17 protein-coding genes are annotated in these 19,973 nt (G+C 52.1%); all 17 read right to left on the minus strand.

Features of this window, described 5'->3' with window-relative positions:
- Positions 1-11: 11 nt before the first annotated feature.
- Positions 12-629 carry a hypothetical protein gene (locus tag KJZ99_03565; GenBank protein ID MCL4304964.1) on the minus strand — a complete coding sequence of 206 codons (618 nt, stop codon included), beginning with the start codon at positions 627-629 and terminating at the stop codon, positions 12-14.
- Positions 626-2,188 (minus strand): glycosyltransferase family 9 protein, encoded by a 1,563-nt coding sequence (locus tag KJZ99_03570; protein MCL4304965.1) that lies wholly within the window; start codon positions 2,186-2,188, stop codon positions 626-628. Before KJZ99_03570 ends, KJZ99_03565 begins: the two co-directional genes overlap by 4 nt.
- Entirely contained in the window at positions 2,188-3,495 is a 1,308-nt protein-coding gene (locus KJZ99_03575) for a glycosyltransferase (GenBank protein ID MCL4304966.1), read from the minus strand. The genes KJZ99_03570 and KJZ99_03575 overlap by 1 nt, the downstream gene beginning before the upstream one ends.
- Complete coding sequence (locus KJZ99_03580; GenBank protein MCL4304967.1) at positions 3,492-4,652, minus strand: DUF115 domain-containing protein; 1,161 nt, start codon at positions 4,650-4,652, stop codon at positions 3,492-3,494. The genes KJZ99_03575 and KJZ99_03580 overlap by 4 nt, the downstream gene beginning before the upstream one ends.
- Positions 4,640-7,468 (minus strand): glycosyltransferase, encoded by a 2,829-nt coding sequence (locus tag KJZ99_03585; protein ID MCL4304968.1) that lies wholly within the window; start codon positions 7,466-7,468, stop codon positions 4,640-4,642. The genes KJZ99_03580 and KJZ99_03585 overlap by 13 nt, the downstream gene beginning before the upstream one ends.
- Positions 7,461-9,011 carry a glycosyltransferase gene (locus KJZ99_03590; GenBank protein ID MCL4304969.1) on the minus strand — a complete coding sequence of 517 codons (1,551 nt, stop codon included), beginning with the start codon at positions 9,009-9,011 and terminating at the stop codon, positions 7,461-7,463. The genes KJZ99_03585 and KJZ99_03590 overlap by 8 nt, the downstream gene beginning before the upstream one ends.
- Entirely contained in the window at positions 8,998-11,235 is a 2,238-nt protein-coding gene (locus KJZ99_03595; GenBank protein ID MCL4304970.1) for a glycosyltransferase, read from the minus strand. The genes KJZ99_03590 and KJZ99_03595 overlap by 14 nt, the downstream gene beginning before the upstream one ends.
- Before the next feature lie 459 nt (positions 11,236-11,694).
- Positions 11,695-12,723 carry a GDP-mannose 4,6-dehydratase gene (gene gmd / locus KJZ99_03600; GenBank protein ID MCL4304971.1) on the minus strand — a complete coding sequence of 343 codons (1,029 nt, stop codon included), beginning with the start codon at positions 12,721-12,723 and terminating at the stop codon, positions 11,695-11,697.
- 2 nt (positions 12,724-12,725) lie between these two features.
- Positions 12,726-13,676 (minus strand): flagellar hook-associated protein FlgL, encoded by a 951-nt coding sequence (flgL, locus tag KJZ99_03605; protein MCL4304972.1) that lies wholly within the window; start codon positions 13,674-13,676, stop codon positions 12,726-12,728.
- 2 nt (positions 13,677-13,678) lie between these two features.
- Complete coding sequence (gene flgK, locus KJZ99_03610) at positions 13,679-15,058, minus strand: flagellar hook-associated protein FlgK (GenBank protein ID MCL4304973.1); 1,380 nt, start codon at positions 15,056-15,058, stop codon at positions 13,679-13,681.
- A gap of 3 nt (positions 15,059-15,061) precedes the next feature.
- Positions 15,062-15,424, minus strand: coding sequence for a hypothetical protein (locus KJZ99_03615; GenBank protein MCL4304974.1), 363 nt, complete (start codon positions 15,422-15,424; stop codon positions 15,062-15,064).
- Positions 15,421-15,717, minus strand: a complete 297-nt coding sequence (locus KJZ99_03620) for a hypothetical protein (GenBank protein ID MCL4304975.1) — start codon at positions 15,715-15,717, stop codon at positions 15,421-15,423. The genes KJZ99_03615 and KJZ99_03620 overlap by 4 nt, the downstream gene beginning before the upstream one ends.
- A complete protein-coding gene (locus tag KJZ99_03625; GenBank protein ID MCL4304976.1) occupies positions 15,717-16,802 on the minus strand; it encodes a flagellar basal body P-ring protein FlgI in 1,086 nt (361 codons plus the stop codon). The genes KJZ99_03620 and KJZ99_03625 overlap by 1 nt, the downstream gene beginning before the upstream one ends.
- Positions 16,802-17,380: a flagellar basal body L-ring protein FlgH gene (locus KJZ99_03630; protein ID MCL4304977.1), complete on the minus strand. Its 579-nt coding sequence runs from the start codon at positions 17,378-17,380 to the stop codon at positions 16,802-16,804. Before KJZ99_03630 ends, KJZ99_03625 begins: the two co-directional genes overlap by 1 nt.
- The gene (flgA, locus tag KJZ99_03635) at positions 17,352-18,023 is read right to left on the minus strand and encodes a flagellar basal body P-ring formation protein FlgA (protein MCL4304978.1); all 672 of its coding nucleotides are present in this window, start codon (positions 18,021-18,023) and stop codon (positions 17,352-17,354) included. Before flgA ends, KJZ99_03630 begins: the two co-directional genes overlap by 29 nt.
- On the minus strand, positions 18,023-18,808 hold the full coding sequence (gene flgG / locus KJZ99_03640; protein MCL4304979.1) for a flagellar basal-body rod protein FlgG: 786 nt from the start codon (positions 18,806-18,808) through the stop codon (positions 18,023-18,025). Before flgG ends, flgA begins: the two co-directional genes overlap by 1 nt.
- A 14-nt stretch (positions 18,809-18,822) precedes the next feature.
- Positions 18,823-19,545 (minus strand): flagellar basal-body rod protein FlgF, encoded by a 723-nt coding sequence (gene flgF, locus KJZ99_03645; protein ID MCL4304980.1) that lies wholly within the window; start codon positions 19,543-19,545, stop codon positions 18,823-18,825.
- Positions 19,546-19,973 lie beyond the last annotated feature (428 nt).

The following is a 19,973-nucleotide window of genomic DNA, read 5'->3' on the forward strand; positions in this document are numbered from 1 at the left end:
TCCGGATTCATCTATGAAACGGATCTATTCTGGACTGTTTGAGACAGATCAAGCAATGTGATATAGCATTCCCGCAACACGGCAGGCATTTCGTACTCCAATTCGTCCGCCAAGGCGACGTAGTTGCCGGCAGCCTGAGCCGCGAGAATACGATCCACAACAGGCATCAGCCGTTGTCCAGTCGCATTGAGCTGCGAAAAGACGGCCGGGTCAGTTCCACTTCGTTGCAGTACCAGAGCCGCACCATTCAACGACAGTTTCAGGCGCTCCAGCACATCGGCAAGGGTCTGATTCGAGTCATACTCATCTCCCATACGAAAACTTGTGGAAAGTGGCCCGACTTCCTTCTGAACATCGCAAAGAACTTGTAACGAATCGTTCAAGATTTGCTCAGCGACTGCTTCACGCTCTTGGATGACCAGATCAAGTCTTTCGACCTTGTTTACCGGAGTCGCCAGCTGTCTGCGGCGACGAAAGCCGTATTCGATCGGGACATTATCGATAGCCGCGTTCAGCATGACTTTTCCGCCTTCTCGAATTTCTGCCTGAAGCTCGCTCAGGACTTGCCCTATCTCCATAGGTCCATCCGCCTCGCGAGCAAGGGCATGACCATTCAGATAGATCTTCATGTGAGTGCCTTTGTATGTTTGTTTGACATTTCCGATGATGAGTATCGCTCTGCGTCCGAATCCAAGTAGTGAGCTGACTTTCGCAGTCTGCCGTAGAGGTCAGAAAGAGCGCTCGCCTGCTCCTCAAGTGACTCTGCCGTGACGCTTGCCCGGCTGATCTGAAGGAACGCTTGCAAATGATGAAGCTGCGGCCTCTTGCTTAGATCCGTTGCCAACATCTCCTCAGCGGCACTAAGTTCTGATGCAAGCGCTGACAGGCACGTCATATCACCTGAAGCGCGCTCAATTGATCTCGTCAGCTTGCAACAACGGCTCAACTCAAGGCCGAGGCGCGATTGATCAGGAACACTTAGCGTCGGCGTATCACACGAAAGTGCGTGACACCAGAATAGTTTCAGGCCTTGGATCAACCGTTCGTAGTCATTTTGCTGACCGGATACTTTGAATAATGCAATTCCTCGAGTTTCCGGATCCATAGCTGTGCGATAAACGCCAACTGGCTCATTTGCTATGGGTTCGCGTGTTTCACCGATCATGAATTGCAAAGTGCTTAGAACTGTAGAGCTTTCAATACGGTCCGGTGGTGCAGAGCAACGGTACTTGTCCGGAGTCGCACTTAGCAAATCTGACAGATGAGGCTGAATAACGAAGCAATTGGTGTTGTAAGGGGCAGTTTCAAACGCGTGCGCGCTACCTCCCTCCAGAGCAAGAACAGGCAGACCACATGCTGCAGCAACGTGTACCGGACCTGAATCGCCCGAAATCAGCAGAGCAGCGCTAGAGCATAACTCGACTAGTTCACGAAAAGACGTCACACCAACAGACGATTTCAGTCGTCCTCCCAAGCAAAAGTGACTGACCAGTGACTTTTCCCGCTTACCACCTATCAGTGTGACATTTGCGCCACGTTCGACAAGCCACTTTGCAACTTCAACGAATCGATCAATCGGCCATTGTTTATCGGTCTGGGAGGCACCCGGGTGCAGCAGCACATCACAATTGTTCAAGTGCTCTGGCAGCGGACGAGCGCGGTTGCTGACTCCTCGCAAACGAGGAATGCGCGCATCGAATGGAGTCTGACCGTTAACAGCATTGACATAAATGTCGACCAAATTGTGGGCACACCATGGACGTGCAAGATTCGAAGCGAAGAAATAGGTCAACCAGTCATTCTGAACAATTTGCAATCCAGTAGCGTCAAGCATTACCCCGTGCTTCCGCTGACCCATCGCAAGTGACGAAAGCACCATAGCGGGGCGTGTATGCGTCAGATTCCAGACCTCTTCGTAGCTCTCTTTAGACAAGAACTTTTCCAGGACCGCATACTCTGTCAATGGCAGCTGTCGATTTGAGGAACTCAGAGTGCCGAGAACTCGCGCGAATCTGATCGGCATGATCTCATCGACGCCGTCAAGTGATTCTGCGACGGACAGGAAGCTCTCTTCGACCAGCACCGTCACATGATTCGCTCGCCCGCTTCTTTTGAGCGCACGAGACACGGGTTCCGCTTGTATCAGGTCACCGAGGCGAGTTATCGCGATTAGAAGGACTTTAGACATCACTCGATGGCTTGCTTTTCGATTCCCCAGCGCCGGAATTCACGCATCAACAGCAGTAGCAATTCAGGTCGGGTAAGGTTCCGAGTACCTGCCGGAATTTTGGCAGTTAAATCGTCCAAGCGCGCCGGGCTTTCGTCTTTGAACTGCGACAGAAAGGTAAGCATTTCCCGATCACCCAGGGCCACTGCTTTTAGATCAGCAATTGTCGGATGAGAGATTCTCTGACTCAGTGCTGAGCTACCAAGACCCATGCAAGTCAGCGCGTCTGACATTCTATGGACATAGGTGTGTTCCGCCAAAACCCTGCGCATGCCGGCAGTCGCAATTTCGGACCGTGCGGCCGGGTGAACGGCGTAGAAATGCATCGCGTCGCGCAGCTCCTTAATGGAATCCACCGCGATCAGCTCCTTTCCGAGTTCAAAGTGTCTGCCCAGCGGAGCTTGAGTATTGACAATCTGAAACGCACCGCATGCCGCAATCTCAAAGGTTCGAGGATTTACAAAATCGCCCCGCTCGAGAATTGTGCCCGAGACGCTGCTGTGAAGATTAATGTTCACCTCTGTCGAGTTATAGATGAGACAAGTCTCCTCTGGCGTCACGCGCCTACCGCCTTCCTGAACTTTGCCCTGCCAGTCCTTTGGCCAATCGTTGCCCCAGATCTTGAAATCCTTGTCATCCAACTGATCGAACAGTGCAACACGATTTGGATAACCAGCACCGACGAACGAATAGCGCGAACCAAAGCGACGCCTCTCCGCCTCTGTCACTCGAACAACCCGGTGCACTTCGGGGTTAGCCGCAGATGGCAAATATCTTACGACGCGTGCACCTGACGCCTCTATCACTCTTTCTGCCTCACCGTCTTGGATCGTGAAGAAGTAATCAAACTCTGAGGCCAGATGTTCCCAGTAGTTAAAACGCTGTATGTCTTCAACAAACCAAAAGGCCGTCCTTATACCCGCCTCGCGCAACTTCCTCAAGCTCGCTGCCGTGACAGGTGACTGAGCAGTGTACCACACCAAGTCTGCCTTTCGGTTTACAGCTGTCACCACAGCAAGCTCCGCGAGTAGTGTCGCGACGGCACCTTGCAAGGACCTGCGAGTAGCCGTATCACGCGCTTCTTCTCCGCACAGAGCATAGAGAGCATAGTGATTATCGAGGGCCATCAACTCAACAGTGTGGCCAAGCTTTCTGAATGCATCCGCGGCGTGGTATGCAATGGGAAGGCTACCGCCGTAGAGCGGCGTAGGCAGCACGATTCGCAAACTTGCAGATGATCTTGATCGGTTTTTTGCCAAACGTATCATACTAACTCGGTCTCTCTGATATCGGTCACGCTCTTTCCAAGCAACTCGCCGAACTCGTGAGGCATAATGTGCCTCGCTCCCATCAATCCGATACCGTCCGCCGGCAACACATGATTAACGACTCTGGGCGCAAGACTGATCAGCCATGAATCGAAGCGATCACGCATAATGTCATACTTAGGCGCGATCGCTAAACCCGATGCATTTTCTCTTAATGCTCCGAGCGCATAGTGACCACTCGAATTACTGAGATCCATCCCTACAAGAAACAAGTGACCACAACTTATCTTCGCAGCAAAATCCGCTGCCGTAAGCGCTGTTGTCCCGCCGCCCGTGTTTAGTGCAAAGTCAGTTCCGGCTATGGCAATTGACCAGCGCTTCGCGCTGAGCACATCCGGATTTGTCCAAGGAAAGACGACAACTCTCGCACCGTCAGGCAGGCACTCGAGATCTTGTGCGACAGTTGCTTGGGCCTCGAGCGCAATCGTCCAATCCGGTATTAAAGCGGATTTCCAGAGGCTAGGGACTGCACCACTGGCCGCAACGATAATGAGGTCAGAACGGAATCGGGATATCGCAGGTAAACACCAATTCAGGCTTGGTCCGGCGCCTACAATGACAACGGGCTTCGCCGAGGTGCACTCGCCAAGTTTCAGATGCCGAATCGTCGCCAAGGGTTCCGCATTTACTGCCTCATTAGCCGCGATCAATGGACGATACTTTGATTGCGAAGCTGCACGAACACGCAGCTCATTGACACCCTGACGGGCGTCCTCTGAAAGAAGATCACAAAGCGCTAATACGTAAGGAGCGATGTAGACTTGACCTGCGCCTTCCGAAACCGATTTATCATTGCGTACAGCACGAAGATCTCGTCTATCTGTGATACACTGACGCGCCAGAACATCCAACTCTGGAAACACCTCAACGGACCGTGCATGTTTTCCGCCTTCGCTTAGCGCATTCGATAAATAACCAAGTCCGGAGCCAATTACGATGATGGTGTCACCTGGAGCATTCAACAGCCGCTTCGCGATTTCGGACGCTTCTCGCAGCGGATCGAATGCGCTGTGCACCAGCACACCGCTGGGAATGTGCTTAACGGATGGAACGCCGGATTTCGCGACGAACACTTCAAACTGTCCTACGCGTCGCATAGCTCGGCTTCATTAGCAACAGAAACACTGGTTTCGCAGATTCCTTCAAGTAGTGCTCTGTAGTCTTCGAAACACTGTGATGCCGAAAGCAACTGTCTTCGGGTCCGCTCAACGGACTCCTTCACACTTGCACGTATGTTTGAATCGAACATTGAAACGATTGCCGCATGCCATGCCTCAAGAGTATTCTTGACCACAAGGTCATCAGACTCACCAAGAACATCACAGTAAGGCACTACTTTTGAGAAAAGCGCGATATGCCCTGCGCCCAGGTGCTCAAACAGCCTCACTGGCGAGCGAACACTGTTATGCTCCGTTGAAGCAAGGGGAACAATCCATAAGTCTATGGGTGCCTTCTGCAATCTGCTCAGATGAGTTGCATAGTTCCGAATCCACACTCCGCCTCGTCGCACTTGTGGATGCCTTGCAAGAACGGGCGGATAGGCACCCCACCAGTAGAATTGCACATGGTCATGATCTTCCAAGAGAGTCTCAATCACTGGCGAAATCAAAGCCAGATCAAGTAAGTGAGACGCGCCGCCAGCATAGCCAATTCGAAACACGTTGTCAATTCTGGTGTGCTCATTGGTCACAAAATGTTCTGGCATTGGCAGCGTTTGAAGCACAAAGCGTTTTCCCTTTGGGACGGCATGCATATCATGCAAGCCGTTTGCAGGCGCGATGAGCACATCTGCCGCATCCATCAAGGATCGAACTCCATGTTCAAAATCGTACCGACTACTGGCTCGCGCAGAGCTTTCGTTAAATCTATTTACGAGCAGATCATCGCAATCGTGCAATAGCTTACAGGTTCGCCGTTTCCGCGATTTCAGGACCTCGCTTCTCAATGCAGAATCGCCTATCGATCTGAATGCGATGATCGTTTGGGCCTGGTGGACAAGCTCCAGCGCCTCCACTCCAACAGTGCTCGGAGTGCTCAACCAAACGAAGTCTCTATTCTCACGTAAGCCAAGGCGCTTCAGTGGACTAATCCAGCGCATCTGTGGTCCTGCTTCTTCGGATCGCGCATCAGACACGAAGACAATGGGTGCGCCATCTCCTGGTGCAACGCTAATAGCTGAGGCTCGAGATGCAGTCCGCGGCCACTGTTCATGCAGTAGCTTCAGGTTCAGTTCATCATGATCGTATCTGCCTGCAGTTGAGCCTCTGAAGTGCACAACTTCCGCGTCGACGATGCTGCAAGTAGCACCTAGCAATGATGCGCGCAGGCAAAGGTCTACGTCCTCATATCCGTTCACGAACGACTGGTCAAAGCCTGAGAGATTCTCAAAGAGCTGCCTGCTGATAAGCATAACTGCCGCACACACCGCGTTAATTGTGCTGGAGATCTCATGGTTATTCGCAAAGTCAATCTCACGGAGACCATGCTCAGTTATGGTGATGCCCGCCGATTGCAGAGTGCCGTCCCAATAAATGAGCCGTGGCGCGATGATTTTACCGGACTCCCTTCCTGCGATGATTTGCTTCAAAGCAGCTTTTGAGATACGGCAATCGTCATTCAGAAAAAGCAACCACTCCCTCGTACACATCGCAGCTCCGATATTATTGGCTTCCGCGAAGCTCAGTCGCTGCCCGGCAATATGCATTTTGACGCCCTCGCGCGAGCGCGCATGGGCACGATCCGCGGAGTTTTGTCCACTGCTAACCACGACGATTTCGAAAGAGCCGTCGCTGTCGAGCAGGTCTTTGAGCAAGTCATCCGTATAATGCACCTGTCCACACTCAGTGATGACAATGGACACCTCGCTGCTACCAGCCAAAGTAGATCTTTCTGAGTCAACGACGGACTTGTAATACAGCCACGGACCTTCAAAGTCAGGCACATAGCGTGTCAGCGAGCCGACGCAGGGTGGTGCAACACCGTTTGACCACTTTGCAACGGCCTCGCCAGCGCTGTCCGCCAGATCCCATGATTCTCCACCATTTAGCTTGTAGCACGTAGACTTTGGACTATATTGACCGGTCCGTTGGGGATCCGCACCTCCGAAATAGATCCCAAGTGTATTGCAACCCAAAGCCGCAGCCAGATGCAATGCGCCGGTATCCGGTCCGATGACCAGTCGCGCACCAGCAAGAGTGTTGTAGAGTGAATCAAGGTTCGTCTGCCCGCGCAGATCGAGCACATCCTCGAACGGCTGCGAAGCTCGAAGTGCGCCAACCAGAGTTACGCGTTCTTCACCGTTAACGCGACATGCCTGAACCATGCGACGAACCGCTTCATCTGTGAAGCATCGATCGGGCGACCCGGCGTCACTTATGATAACTGTACCTGTTCGCTCTTCACACGTGGAGGGAAGCTCGCTCATATGAAGAGCTTTATTCACAACCTGGTCTGTCAGCAAATGTCGCCACACATCAGCGACGTGGACCGGTCTTAGTTGGCCAACCAGTTCATCGGGAGTTTCCACCAAAGAACTGATCAGGCAGTCGTCGTCTTGAAATCCGTATCCATGTCTGTAGTCTGCGGCAACAAGCTCGGAAAAGTGTATCGCCGCGAGGTGATTTGTAATGTTAATGACAGAGTGAACCGATGGAACACTTACCAAGGAGTTCCTAACGGCGTCCATCGAATCAATTAAACCGAAGTCCGTTCGGCTACAGGCAACGAGCTTTGCGAGATCTACCGGAGCCATCGCGTCAATTTCGGGGAAACGAGCAACGATTGTCTCATATCTCGCATCAAAGCAAAGCCAGATCCGCGCTTCAAGTCTGGATTGCCTTAGCTGAGTCAGAAGCGGACGGGTATGAAGCAGGTCGCCCAAACGCGCCCACTGAACCACAAGAATATCAGGCATTAGCCGACAGGTTCGCAGTCATATACTCAAGTGTCTTCTGCGCATCGGCATGCTCCGGTGCCAATTCAAGCACTTTCTGACATGCCTCAACAGCATCATCCAAGGACCCGTTCTTCCATAACGCACCCGTCAAGTGAAACCAAAACTCGGCATCTGCAGGATAATTCTCGAGATAGCGCGACAATGGTCCAATCGCGGCTTGCGGCGTTCCAGCTTCCATCGCAGACCTATAAAGATAGAACACTGCTTCCGCATTTCCCGGTTCGGCATCTACAACTCTTACAAAGTGCTGCAGAGCATCCGCAAATTGCGACCGAGCAAGCATACTGACTCCCAACCCAAACTCAGCACGCATAGCGTCAGGCTTTTTAGACAGAGCGGCCAGAAAGCCATACTGTGCTGCAGTCCAGTTCTCCTGAAGCATGGCGACGGACCCAAGACCAAGAAACGGTCTTTCAGAATTCCGATTTGCATTAGCCGCGCGGAGATATGCCCGCTCAGCCTCCTCAGCCTTGTTCAATCGCGTCATGCAGTTTCCAAGCAACTGCCAGGATTCAAACTCATCATCCTTGCCGAGCTTCATACGCGAGCTAACGACTCGCTTCAGCAACTCAGCTGCATCCTCATGAAGTCCTTCAACATACTTCTTTTGCGCAAGATCAAGCAATACCTGTACATCGTCAGCGGCAGTGCTATCCTTATTCTGACTGATCACATCGATCTTTCGATAAGTACCCCCATGACTCGCCCACTCGATTGTCAATCCGTACTGCGAAAGATATTTCACATCATCCTGCAGAAGTCGGTGATTCCACTTCCGCTGCAGCAAAGCGAGATTCTGAGCGTCAAACTGCTTTCGTCCCTTTGAAGTCTCCTCAAAGTGGACGACGCCCGTTACGCCACAGTAGTAGTTCCTGTATCCCGCCTCACTCAGTCGAAGACACAAATCAACGTCCTCAAATCCATTCACAAAGTCGCTATCGAATCCGTTGAGGCTCGCAAACGTCTCCCGTCTTATCAGCATACATGCTGCCGTTACTGCGATCATCTCCCGCGTTTCCGACACTGCCTCATGGCTCACATCAAAATTCTGAAAAATATGATACGGAATACCCTCACTGTTAATTGCAATCCCTGCATGCTGAATGCGACCAGACGGATATTGGAGCCTTGCACCGACTGCCCCACACATCGGATGCGTGGCAGCACACTCAATCATCTGATCAAGATAGGCGTCAGACACGAGCGTATCATTGTTCAAGAAAAGCAGATACTCACCTGTTGCCAATCTGCTTCCACGATTGCAGGCACGGGCAAATCCCTCATTCGATCGATTTGTAATGACAGTAATATCGCCCTCTACCGAGGCAAGAAGCTCCTTCGTCGCATCTGTTGATCCATTGTCAATGACTATTACTTCGTAAGATGCCTTGTTCTGTGACATCGAGATCGCTTCGAGGCAGCGTGCCGTAAACTCAGATTCATTGAAGACCGGGATAATGATAGAGACGTCTTTCCCCGTGATACGATTAGGCTGTGACATGCAATACTCCTGTTGCCTCTTTGCTCCGGTACTCCCGCACCGGACATGTGTGACTATGTGATGTGGTTCGTTTTCTGATAAGGGCCGCGTCGTACGCGGAGCCAAGAGATTCCGCGAGTCTTTCAAGACTATAGGAAGACGCTAGTTCCGCGGCTAAAGGTGACGCGGAACCTTGAAGTGCAGCGTGAACAGCATCACGGATTGTTGCTGCGTCATTGGGCTCGCAGTGATGGAATGCGCTTGCCGGTAAGTAGTCACAAAGGCCTCCCCAAGACGAGGCAACTATCGGAATCCCAGCACGTGCGCATTCGAGATGCACAAGGCCCGGCAGTTCATAGAAGCTCGGGAGCGCATGCAGCGAAGCCCCACGAATGAGCACGCTCAGCCCGTTCCAAGGCACGCGCTCGATAAACCTCACAGGAGCTTTTCTTTTCCACCGCAGAACCGCTTCACGGTAAACCGGTTGAGGTGTATAGCCACCTGTGGCAAAGACGATCGGGATATCTTCATGCTGCAGAGCGGCCAGCAGCATGAGCTGGTTTTTGCGTGTTTCCAATCGTCCGATGCAGAGAACATACTGGTCAAAACCAAGCATATGTTTCATTCTTGCAATGGACTTCTGATCCGCTGGTAAGGGTTGATCCACAGCAAACTGAACTATTTGCACACTTTCGGACAAATCCGGATAGTCTCCCTTCAATCGGGTTGCCTCCTCTTCTCCAGAAGCCAAAAGGGCCTGACAGTGATCAACCAATACACTCAGGTCCAACCGTGGGCCGCGATCATTTGGAACTGCTAAGGAAATACTGTGAATCACTGCATCGAGCTGCTCCCTACCAGTGACATATCGTTGGAGCATAGAGAATGTTCGATGCGAAATGTCAAGATATCGTGACCAATCTTCATAAAGTGTTGTAACGACAAGAGGCTTTTTAAGTGTGCTGGCAAACCTTACCGATGACTGCATAACCGTTGGCAAAGTCACGTTGACAGCATGGATGACATCCGCCGCAGCACACTGCTCATACGTGTTTGCAAATACTATATCGATGTCATGAAGACTTGCGGCATCACGCATTTGAGCCATCACTCGTCCATCGCCACCTGGTGCTGACCACACATTTGTGCGGTTCAGCATGGCAACGCGCAAAGGAGTCCTGGGTCTCTTAACTTGAGGAATCTCCGCGACATGTCCTTCGATTCCCTGCAAAAGCGTTGATGCGACACCCTTCCAACGCCAATGCGATGAGTGCTCGCGCCCTCGGTCACTAAGTTCCCTTCGTAATGCACCATTCTGCGAAATGCTCTTCAACGCTTCCGCAATCTCAGTGCTGCTATGAGGATTAACGAGCAGCGCAGCGTTTCCGACAGTCTCAGAAAGTGCGGTTCCATTTGATGCAATGACCGGACATCCGCATGACATCGCTTCAAGCGCAGGCAGGCCAAGCCCTTCGCTTAAGGATACGAAAACCGTTGCGCAGGCATGCGCATAGAGACCACAGAGGTCCTCATCAGTGACCGGGCCGAGGCCAATGACTTGCTCTTCAAGCTGAGATAGCTTCAAGCTTGCGAGAAGCTGTTTCACACGCTCGGCGGTAAACTCACCAGCAAGAATTAGCAGAGTATCAGCGGGAAGACACTTTGTAGCCGCTGCAAACGAAGCAACTAGTGTTGCAACATTCTTGCGGGCGTCGGCACCGCCAACGTACAAAAAGTATGGTCGTCCATTGAAAGGTGGTGTATAGTTGACCTTATCAACGTTCCAGAAAATCGGATCGACTCCTCCCCCGATTGAGACGATTGAGTCTGAGGAGAATCCCAATATACGCTCGCATTGGATGCCCACGTACGAGGAAATTGGGAACACAGCGGTACATCGCGTTCCAACATTCTGAATGTTCGCGAGGTAGTCATCAAGGACGGATGTATTGCCAAGCAGGTAGAGCTCCGGGAACTCGAGCGGAATGAAATCATATATGATAGACATCCAAGGGCAACGTGAAATCGGAAGACTCTCAATGCGCCTCCCGGGCAGCATTGGACATGGATCTGTGAGAAGAAATACGTCCAAATCAAAGTCGCAACCTTTGCCCAACTGACGGAACTCGACTCTTTCACATTGAAAGCGCTGCTCCAATTCCTTGTCCACAGCTTCTCCATTCTCGCTGAGTAGAACAAATGTGTGCTGTGACTTTAGTTCAAGGAGTTGCTCAATAGTATTCATCAGGTATCGGCCGATACCGCGATTTCTCGAGGAGGGTACAGACAGTGGCCGTATGTCGACCCCAATCGTCAGAGCTTTTCGGTAACGTGTCCATGCTTGGGTGGGCGCACGATCGCACTTTACCATATAAGTACCTGCAAATGCTTCACAACGTGCGGACAATCGTTTGAAGTACTCATACTCTTCTGCAGAAAGAAGCGAGACTTCCCGGGATTGGAGGAGTGCGCTGGAACGGCGTGCGAAATAATTGTACCAGCCCTCAATCGGGAAGACCGCTGGAAAGCTTGCATGGACTAACGAAAGCTCTGCCCAAGGATCGATGCCACTTTTATCCGCACTTTGGAAAGCAGACGCCCAGCGTTTTTGTGCTGTGCCACACTGTATTACTTGCTCGAGTACATTTGCTGCAAGTTGCCTAAGTTGAGTTTCAATGCTTAAAGTCGGCGGCATCACGGCAGTTTATGCAGTCTGTAGGGTTTCCGAGTCTAATACTCTGAGCGTCGGGCGTCTGTTCTTTTCAGTTGTCGTCTTCAGCAACTGATTGTAATCCGCCTTCACCATCAACTCAACCAGTTGGGCAAAGTTCGTCTCAGGCTGCCAGCCCAGCTCTGCCTTTGCCTTCGAGGCGTCTCCAACCAGCAAATCGACCTCTGCGGGTCTTATGAGATCTGCACGTATGCGGACGAAACGCTCCGGCGCAAGATCAACTACGGCAAACGCGGCATTGACAAAATCCTTAACGCTATGCGTCGACCCAGTCGCAATGACATAGTCGTCCGGTTTGTCCTGCTGAAGCATTAGCCACATTGCCTTCACGTAATCTCCTGCGTACCCCCAGTCCCTGCGAGCATCGAGATTTCCAAGCTCAAGACTGTCAATCAATCCGAGCTTGATTGCGGCGGCAGCACGTGTAATTTTGCGAGTGACAAACTCCAACCCTCTACGCGGAGATTCATGGTTGAACAGAATCCCACTAACCGCAAACAAATTGTAAGATTCTCGAGCATTGATTGTGATGTAATGACCGTAGGCTTTGGCAGCACCGTACGGACTCCTTGGATAAAAAGGAGTGGATTCACGCTGTGGCACTTCTCTAACTTTTCCAAACATTTCTGAAGAAGAAGCCTGATAGAGGCGTGCTTCGGGGCAGACCGAACGCATCGCTTCGAGCAGGCGTGCGACACCCAAACCGGTGAATTCACCAGTGAGAATCGGCTGTTCCCACGACGCCGGGACGAAACTCTGCGCCGCGAGGTTGTAAATTTCATGAGGCACAGACGTCTTAAGCACCTTTTCCAGCGACGTCGGGTCTAAAAGGTCGCCTTGCAGGAGCGTCATTCGGTTACGTATGTGTTCGATTCGTTCGAAGCTCTCCGTGCTGGATCTTCTGACCATGCCATAGACGGAGTAACCATACTGCAACAATAGCTCAGCAAGGTAGCTTCCGTCTTGACCTGTAATACCCGTAATAAGCGCGCGTTTAGACATGGCTACCCCAGATAGTCAATTAAAGACTTGGAAAGGACTCGCGATTGAATTGCGAGAAGGGCATTGTACACACCCTCCTCTACTGAGAGCCGGCTAACCAGATCTGTCATTTCAGAGCCTTGCGAGCTTTCAAGACGCTTCGTCCAGTCAATCTGAGACTGCTGCAGCTCGGCGAGTTTTGTTGTAAGACGCTGACCCAAAGATCCGATATAGGTTTGTTCCTCAATCACTCTATTGCGAATACTCTCAAGACTTGCTCTCAATGCATGCGTGCTGTGAGTAGCTTCCATCCCCTCGGGCGGTGTATTGTTATTCGCAATCGTGTCCCGTAGCTGCGAGACGACGTAGAACAAGTCTGCAGCTGTGTTCTCCTGTCCGATCGGTTGAAAGAGCCGATCCCCAGTGACATTCACGGCAATAGTCTCGCCTTCATCTATGGCGCGATAGATTCGACCTGATATAGAATCGCCAGCTCGAGTTGCACTGGCTATGAGGCCCTGTTCGTTCCGAGTAACCTCGAACGGCGGAGTCAGGGTTCCATGACCACCAAATAGATACTTATCTCCGAATTTCGAGTTTACATACTCAATCAGCCTCTCGAGCTTTTGATTGAGTTCTTGCGCCGCAAAAGTGCGATCCTCCGGCGACTGCGTGTCGTTATCGGCGGCAAGCGACAAAGCGTCAATCTCATTTATCAGGTCGACAATCTGAGACAGTTTCGCGTCAGCGGATGAGACGAGGCCTTGACCATTCTCGATGTTCCGCTGATACTGACTGTTTAATGCCAGCTGCGATCGCGAGAGTAGCGCATGCTGCGCGGCAGGCACATCTTCCGACGGCTGGAAAATGCGCAGACCAGAACCGAGTTCCTGCTGTATTCTATTCAGATTATAAAGGCGCTGCTCGACGTCGCGAACAAATGTGTGGTGTTGCTGCTGTAGCGAGACGCGCATTGTTACTGCTTCAGGTTGATGACTGTTTCCATCATTTCATTCACCGTTTGAATGATCTTTGCCGCCGCTTCATACGCTTTTTGTGTCTCGATCAACTTTGCCATCTCCTCATCAAGACTTACACCGCTCACCGCGTATCGCCGGTTCACTGCATTCTCAAGAACCGCCTCTTCAACATCCTTCTGTTGTTTTGCAGACGCACGGCGGCTACCAGCCTCAAGCGATATATTCCGAATCTGTTGATCGAAAGTATAGCCGGCTGGCGAGGTACTATTGCGGAGCACCGCAATAGCAAGCGCAATCGAGTTGTCACCCGGTGAATTCGCACTTCCCGAAGCGGCAATGCGGGAGGGATCAGCAAGTATAGCTGCCGAGATCTGAAGGTCAGCAGCACCTGTTACTCCGGGGACAAAGAACTCAATTCCATGGCTGCCGTTCAGTCCCCAGCCGCTCATGTGAACAGTGTTAACCGCGGCGCTGAAGTCCCGGGCAAATTGATCAAGCTGGGCGAGGATGCGCGGCAATTCGACGTCACGTTGTTCATAGAGCGCTCCCATTTCACCGCCGGTTGGCTTCCACTCAACGAGAGAATTCCCCAAAGCAAGTACGACCTTATGCTTTGGATCTGTACTCACTCTGTCAACAGTTATGGCAACGCTTAGATCACGTTGAACGATAATGTGCCCGCCGCTGTATATGTTAACTGTGCCATCAGCCTGCTCGTGTGTGGAGATATTGGTTAGTCGCGAGAGTTGCTCTATCAGAAGATCTCGCGAGTCGCGTAGGTCTGACGCTTCCTCTCCACTTATCTCATGTGAGGCGATGCGCACGTTGAGTTCGGCGATAGCAGACGTAAGTTGGTTAATCTGTTCCGCCCCCGCAGAGATTCGTGCGTTTACCTGTTCGACTTGAGAATCCAAGTTGCTACTGACGCGCTTCAAGCTGTTCACAAGCGCATTGGCTCGCTCAGTCAGGGCGTAGCGTGGTGCCATATTCTCAGGATCATTTGCCAGGTCGTGCCAACTTTGCCAGAAGCCATCCAGCAGCGCGCCAAGATTTTGAGTTCCCAACGCATTGAAAACTTCCTCCACTTGACCAAGCTGATCATCACGTGTTGCCCAGTATGCTGAAACACTGGTGCCTCCACGGATCTGCGCATCAAGCAGCGAATCACGCACTCGTGCCAATCTGTCAACATCAACACCGGCACCGACCCCCCATTGCCCTGTCTGCCCGGGCGGTGCAGTCATAAGTTCCAGTCTCCGGCGCGAATAGCCAACAGTGCCGGCATTCGAAGTATTGTGGCCAATGACCTGCATGGACAACTGCTGAACCTGTAGTGCCCTGCGACCTTGCTCAAGAATGTTGGACAGCGTGCTCATGGTTTAGGCCTTTCGATCAATCATGATTGACCGCCCACTTTTGCGACCCTCATAGTCATTCGAAGCCTCGATGATATCGAGCAGCTCTACTGTTGCGCGCAAGCTCTCATCCAGAATCCGTCTTGAAATCTCGAGCACACGGAGCGCATCTTGACGCAGAGTTACAAAGCGCCCGCGCATTTGCTGCTGCTCATTTCTCGGCAAGGCGCGTTGCGCTCGAAGAAGTTGAATGAGAGTAGACTCCACTTCCCCTGCCTCGGTTTCGATTCCAGAAAGGTCATTTTTCCGCAGACGCGTTTCCAGATGCTGAATATGGATTTTCAGGCACCCAAGATCGCGAACAAATTCGTGTGCTTCGGGGCTCATGTGTTCTCCTTTCGCGACTCAAGCTGTGCCTTAAGATGTCTTTCCAGTCCAAGGTCAAATCCTTCCGCGAGCTTTCCTGCCAACTCCCATTGGGCCATCGCACCAATGGTGTTTCCTTCAACTCCGCCGCCAAATAGCGAGCTACCTTCAAGGTCCTTCTGCATCGACTCCAGTAGTTCATGAGCGAAAAGCGTTTCAAAGCCCTCAACAGCCTGCTTGAGATTAACAAGAGCCTTTTGCTTCTCCTCGACGATTGGGTTACTGACGCGAGGAGTATGAGGCGTAATTTCCATTAGATAATCACAAGTTCTGCGCGCAATGCACCTGCGGCCTTAAGACCTTGGAAAATAGCAATCATGTCCCGCGGAGAAACTCCTAAGGAGTTTAACATTCGGGCAACATCGCCGGCAGAAGCTGCACCGTCGATCTCCTTTAGACCGACTCCAGCATTGTCAACAGTTATGTGTGTCAGACTCTCAACGATCGTTTGACCTTCTCCAAAGGGATTAGGCTGACTGATGACAGGTTGCTTACTGATCTCAACAGTCAGATTTCCGTGTGCGACTGCGGTTGGAAGCAGACTGACCTCTGTGCCAACGACTATGGTCCCCGTTCGTTCATTTATGACAATTCGATCAGTGCCCGCAGGATCTATCTCGAGGTCTTCGATGACGGACTGAAACTCCAGTCGATCGCTCTGCGTCTGGTATTGCGCTGGAATGTTGATTACGACGGTTGCGGGGTCCTGAATTCGCGCGGAGCCCGTGAATGATTGATTAATTGATCTTGTAATCGAGACAGCAGTTCGAAGGTCGGGCTGTTCAAGCACGAGGATGAAGGTGTCGGCAGGAGCCGGAAGTTCGGGACCATCTGCGAAGAGGACCGTTCCGGCAGGAATTCTTCCTGCGACAGAGTGATTACGTGAGACTCTACTGCCGCTCGATTCGAAGTTGAATCCACCGATAGACACTGGACCTTGAACTTCCGCAGTCGGCACACCCCAAGGGTCGCTCAGCACAGTCCGCAAGAGCGTTCCACCTTGTAAGCTGGTTGCATCGCCAAGCGAAGACACAAGCGCATCCAACCTCGCTCCGCGCTTGGCACCTGCGGGAAGTTCGCACGTGACCATTACTGCCGCGACGTTTTTCAGTTTCAGGTCGCCGGCAGAGACTTCAATGCCAAACTGCTTCAACATGTTGGCAAAGGTTTGCGGCGTGAAGGTAGATTTGCTGCCGTCTCCCGTGCCCGCAAGGCCAACAACTAAGCCATAGCCGGTCAGAGTTACAGGCGTCGTATTTGGGTAGTTGGTCATGTCTCCAATACGGACTCCGCACATGGAGACATTAGACAAAAGTAGTAAAGCAATAACGATGCGCATTAGAAGATCCAGTCAAAGATGCGGGCAAAGAAACCGGGACGCTCCGTGTTTGCGAGCACACCTTTTCCTTTGTAGCTGATTTCGGCATCGCCGATCAGATCTGAGGTAATCGTGTTCTGCGGCGTTATGTCAACCTGACGCACGGTTCCCGATAGAATTGTAAGTTGCTTTTCACCATTAATAATTACGGACTTCTGTCCTTCCACACGCAAGTCACCGTTCGGCAACACTTCGACCACTCTGGCGACCATACTCGCCCGCAACGTGCCCTGCCGAGTCGTTGTTCCTGTCCCCTTGTGCTCGCTCTTGGTAGAACCGCTTCCCGATAGCAGCGGTATAAAGTCAAGTGCGCCAGTCCCCCCCGCCGATACTTCCGCGTCATACTCACCTTTTGTATTCGTCCTTGCCGAGGCACTTGCGGAAGCGCTTTCGATGATCAGAATTGTGAGTTGGTCGCCAACATTGCGAGCGATGCAATCGCTGTATAGCGAAGGTGCGAGTCCATTGCCTTGTCTGCCTGCCATTGCACAGATCGGCAGGAGAAGCAGACTAAGGAACCCAACGCAGCGTGTGGTCATCTTGAATGACTCCTTTCAGGCGGTTCTTATGAATCTCCGGCACGCGAACTGGAATTTGCTCTCCAACGCCGCCATCCATCATGGCAATTCCATCCAGTATGACGCTAATGTGGCCCCGCGAATATACTACCGACACAGGTTCGCCTGAGCGGATGATTGGAGCTTCGCGAACATCAGACCTTAGTATAGGTCGACTCGGAACGAGTGTGCGGACGGCGAGCTTGTCAACAATGGAAGTGAGATCGCGAAGTGCAGTCGTTCGCAGATTAGTCAATTCGGCAGTGAGGCGAACGAGATCTTCTTCTCTGATCGAAGTCCCGCTTTTGATCCGTGACGCGACAGTCCAGCACTCTCCGAAGATGCGCGCTCGCCCTTTGAATGTCGCTCGCACACTTGTTCCATCCGGCTTCTTGCCCGAGAATGTAATGGTAAGCAAGCCGAGCGCACATTCCGGCATTTCACTTTCTACTCGAACGTCTGACCAATTGTCCATGATGGCAGGGTCGCCAAACAGCGGCTCCCAAATCACATGCACACCGTCCGGCTGCCAAGTCTGGGCAATGGCTTCTCTCAAGACAGCGAAGTCATTAGCCTGTGTGCCTACGGAAAACAGCAATGTGACCAATGGAAGTGCGAGTTTCATTACCGCTTTAGCTGGGTGGCAATATTAATCATCTCGTCGGCTGTTCGAACGGCTCGTGAATTCAGTTCATAGCTGCGCTGGGCGGTTATGAGATTTATCATTTCGTTTACAATGGCGACGTTCGAGGCCTCCAGGTAGCCTTGTTCGAGAATTCCCGTGCCATCAGTTCCGGGAGTCGAGGTCAAAGGATCTCCGGACGAAACTGATTGCGTGTAGATGTTCCCGCCGTCGTTCAATAGTCCTGCAGGATTAATGAAGCGGGCAAGCTCGATTTGACCGATTTCAGACGGTTCGACGTTTCCTTGTGTCATAACAGAGACCCGACCCTCCGGAGAGATAAGCACTGATGTTGCGTCCGAGGGAATCGAAATCGGCGGTTCCATAGGGAGACCTTGAGCGTTTACGAGTTCACCCTCGGACGTGATTTTCCAAGCGCCATCGCGCGTGTAACCGATCGTTCCGTCAGGCATCAGCAGTTGAAAAAAACCATCACCGCGGATCATGAGATCGAGTGGATTCCCAGTTTCCTGCGGCGATCCCACCTCAAAGTTCTTGACACTTGCGACAACACGTGTGCCACCGCCGATTTGCAGCGGGACAGGAAGAGTAGTTCCCTGGTCCGTTGGCGAAGGAACCCGTATATTCTCGTAGATCAAGTCCTGGAATTCCACTCGTGTCCGCTTGTAGGCAGTCGTGTTCGCATTGGAAATATTGTTTGCCGTATTGTCGAGATTCGCCTGTTGGGCATGCATCCCTGAAGCGGCGGTAAATAGTGCTTTAATCATGATTGTCTTTCAGGTTAGACTCTGCCAATGTCGTTTACGACATGATTGAGAGATTGGTCCTGCGCCATCATCAGGCGCGAACTTGCTTCGTAGTGACGTGCCGTTGCGATCATCTCGACCATTTCACGCACGGCATCGACATTTGACTGCTCCAAGAAACCCTGCGAGACATGAGGGCGAGCAATTTCGGTTTCACCTGCCGCGGCTCTCGGATCCGAGAACAGGGATTCGCCTGACTTTTCGAGCTGGTGCGGCGCCGAGAATTCCACGATTCGGAGTTTGTCTACGACTGTGCCATCGACGGAAACGCTTCCGTCATCGCTCAAGGTAACTGTACCGGGAGGCAGGGTAATGTCGCCACCCTGTCCTTGCAGTCTGCGCCCCTGTGCGTCCACGACCGTTCCCTCCGAGTTCCGGTCAAATCGGCCATTCCGAGTGTAGAAGGTTCCGGAATCATCTGCGACAACGAAAAACCCGTTGCCTTGCAGGGCGAAGTCAAGGGGTGCTTTGGTAGGTTCGAGCGGGCCGGCCACGTAGCTCACATAGCGCGAAGCGGCAAGCGAATCTGTCAGTGGCTTCGTGGCAGACGTCTTACTGCCATCCACTTGCTCTTCGAGCAGGAAACGGTCGCGTTTAAAGCCAGCGGTACCCGTGTTTGCCAAGTTGTTCGCAGTAATGTCCTGGCGAACGATTCCTGCACGCATTGCCGAACCTGAAGTATGAATGCCTTTGATCATAGCGGCGTGATTCCTCCGTTGCAGAATCTCTGCAAGGATGGTGCCACACGCTATAGCAACTTCATTCGAAAGGGCAAGAGACCTAAGATGTTAATATTAAGAATCTTAAGAGGTGCGATTTCGACGAAATCAGATAAATAGCATGCGGCTTGGGCAGATCCTGCCGGATATCCTCGGACAATAACTTTTTAGGTTCGCAAATCGAGGGGTACTGGGCCAGTCGGAGGGTAAGGCGGAGGTGGAAGGAGGCGTAGGCGAATGCGGGGAGCGATTGCAAGGACTTGGACGGATATGTGGTCTCCGACTGAGACAGGCTGCTCGGGATTAGCGACCATCATCCGGCCCTTGAGATCGATCATAACTCGGTTCGTGGTAAGTTTGCGGCGAACCTTGGCTGTCAAGATTTCGCCAACGCGGAGAGGAAGAGA

This window comes from bacterium (genome assembly GCA_023382385.1).
Taxonomy (GTDB): domain Bacteria; phylum Electryoneota; class RPQS01; order RPQS01; family RPQS01; genus JABWCQ01.

Coding starts and splice junctions, on each gene's coding strand:
- KJZ99_03625 (MCL4304976.1), bottom strand. CDS start 16,802: ATGCGCATCGTTATTGCTTTACTACTTTTGTCTAATGTCTCCATGTGC.
- KJZ99_03615 (MCL4304974.1), bottom strand. CDS start 15,424: ATGAGCCCCGAAGCACACGAATTTGTTCGCGATCTTGGGTGCCTGAAA.
- KJZ99_03630 (MCL4304977.1), bottom strand. CDS start 17,380: ATGACCACACGCTGCGTTGGGTTCCTTAGTCTGCTTCTCCTGCCGATC.
- flgK (MCL4304973.1), bottom strand. CDS start 15,058: ATGAGCACGCTGTCCAACATTCTTGAGCAAGGTCGCAGGGCACTACAG.
- KJZ99_03620 (MCL4304975.1), bottom strand. CDS start 15,717: ATGGAAATTACGCCTCATACTCCTCGCGTCAGTAACCCAATCGTCGAG.
- KJZ99_03575 (MCL4304966.1), bottom strand. CDS start 3,495: ATGATACGTTTGGCAAAAAACCGATCAAGATCATCTGCAAGTTTGCGA.
- gmd (MCL4304971.1), bottom strand. CDS start 12,723: ATGTCTAAACGCGCGCTTATTACGGGTATTACAGGTCAAGACGGAAGC.
- flgA (MCL4304978.1), bottom strand. CDS start 18,023: ATGAAACTCGCACTTCCATTGGTCACATTGCTGTTTTCCGTAGGCACA.
- KJZ99_03570 (MCL4304965.1), bottom strand. CDS start 2,188: ATGTCTAAAGTCCTTCTAATCGCGATAACTCGCCTCGGTGACCTGATA.
- KJZ99_03585 (MCL4304968.1), bottom strand. CDS start 7,468: ATGCCTGATATTCTTGTGGTTCAGTGGGCGCGTTTGGGCGACCTGCTT.
- flgF (MCL4304980.1), bottom strand. CDS start 19,545: ATGATCAAAGGCATTCATACTTCAGGTTCGGCAATGCGTGCAGGAATC.
- KJZ99_03565 (MCL4304964.1), bottom strand. CDS start 629: ATGAAGATCTATCTGAATGGTCATGCCCTTGCTCGCGAGGCGGATGGA.
- flgL (MCL4304972.1), bottom strand. CDS start 13,676: ATGCGCGTCTCGCTACAGCAGCAACACCACACATTTGTTCGCGACGTC.
- KJZ99_03580 (MCL4304967.1), bottom strand. CDS start 4,652: ATGCGACGCGTAGGACAGTTTGAAGTGTTCGTCGCGAAATCCGGCGTT.
- KJZ99_03595 (MCL4304970.1), bottom strand. CDS start 11,235: ATGAATACTATTGAGCAACTCCTTGAACTAAAGTCACAGCACACATTT.
- KJZ99_03590 (MCL4304969.1), bottom strand. CDS start 9,011: ATGTCACAGCCTAATCGTATCACGGGGAAAGACGTCTCTATCATTATC.
- flgG (MCL4304979.1), bottom strand. CDS start 18,808: ATGATTAAAGCACTATTTACCGCCGCTTCAGGGATGCATGCCCAACAG.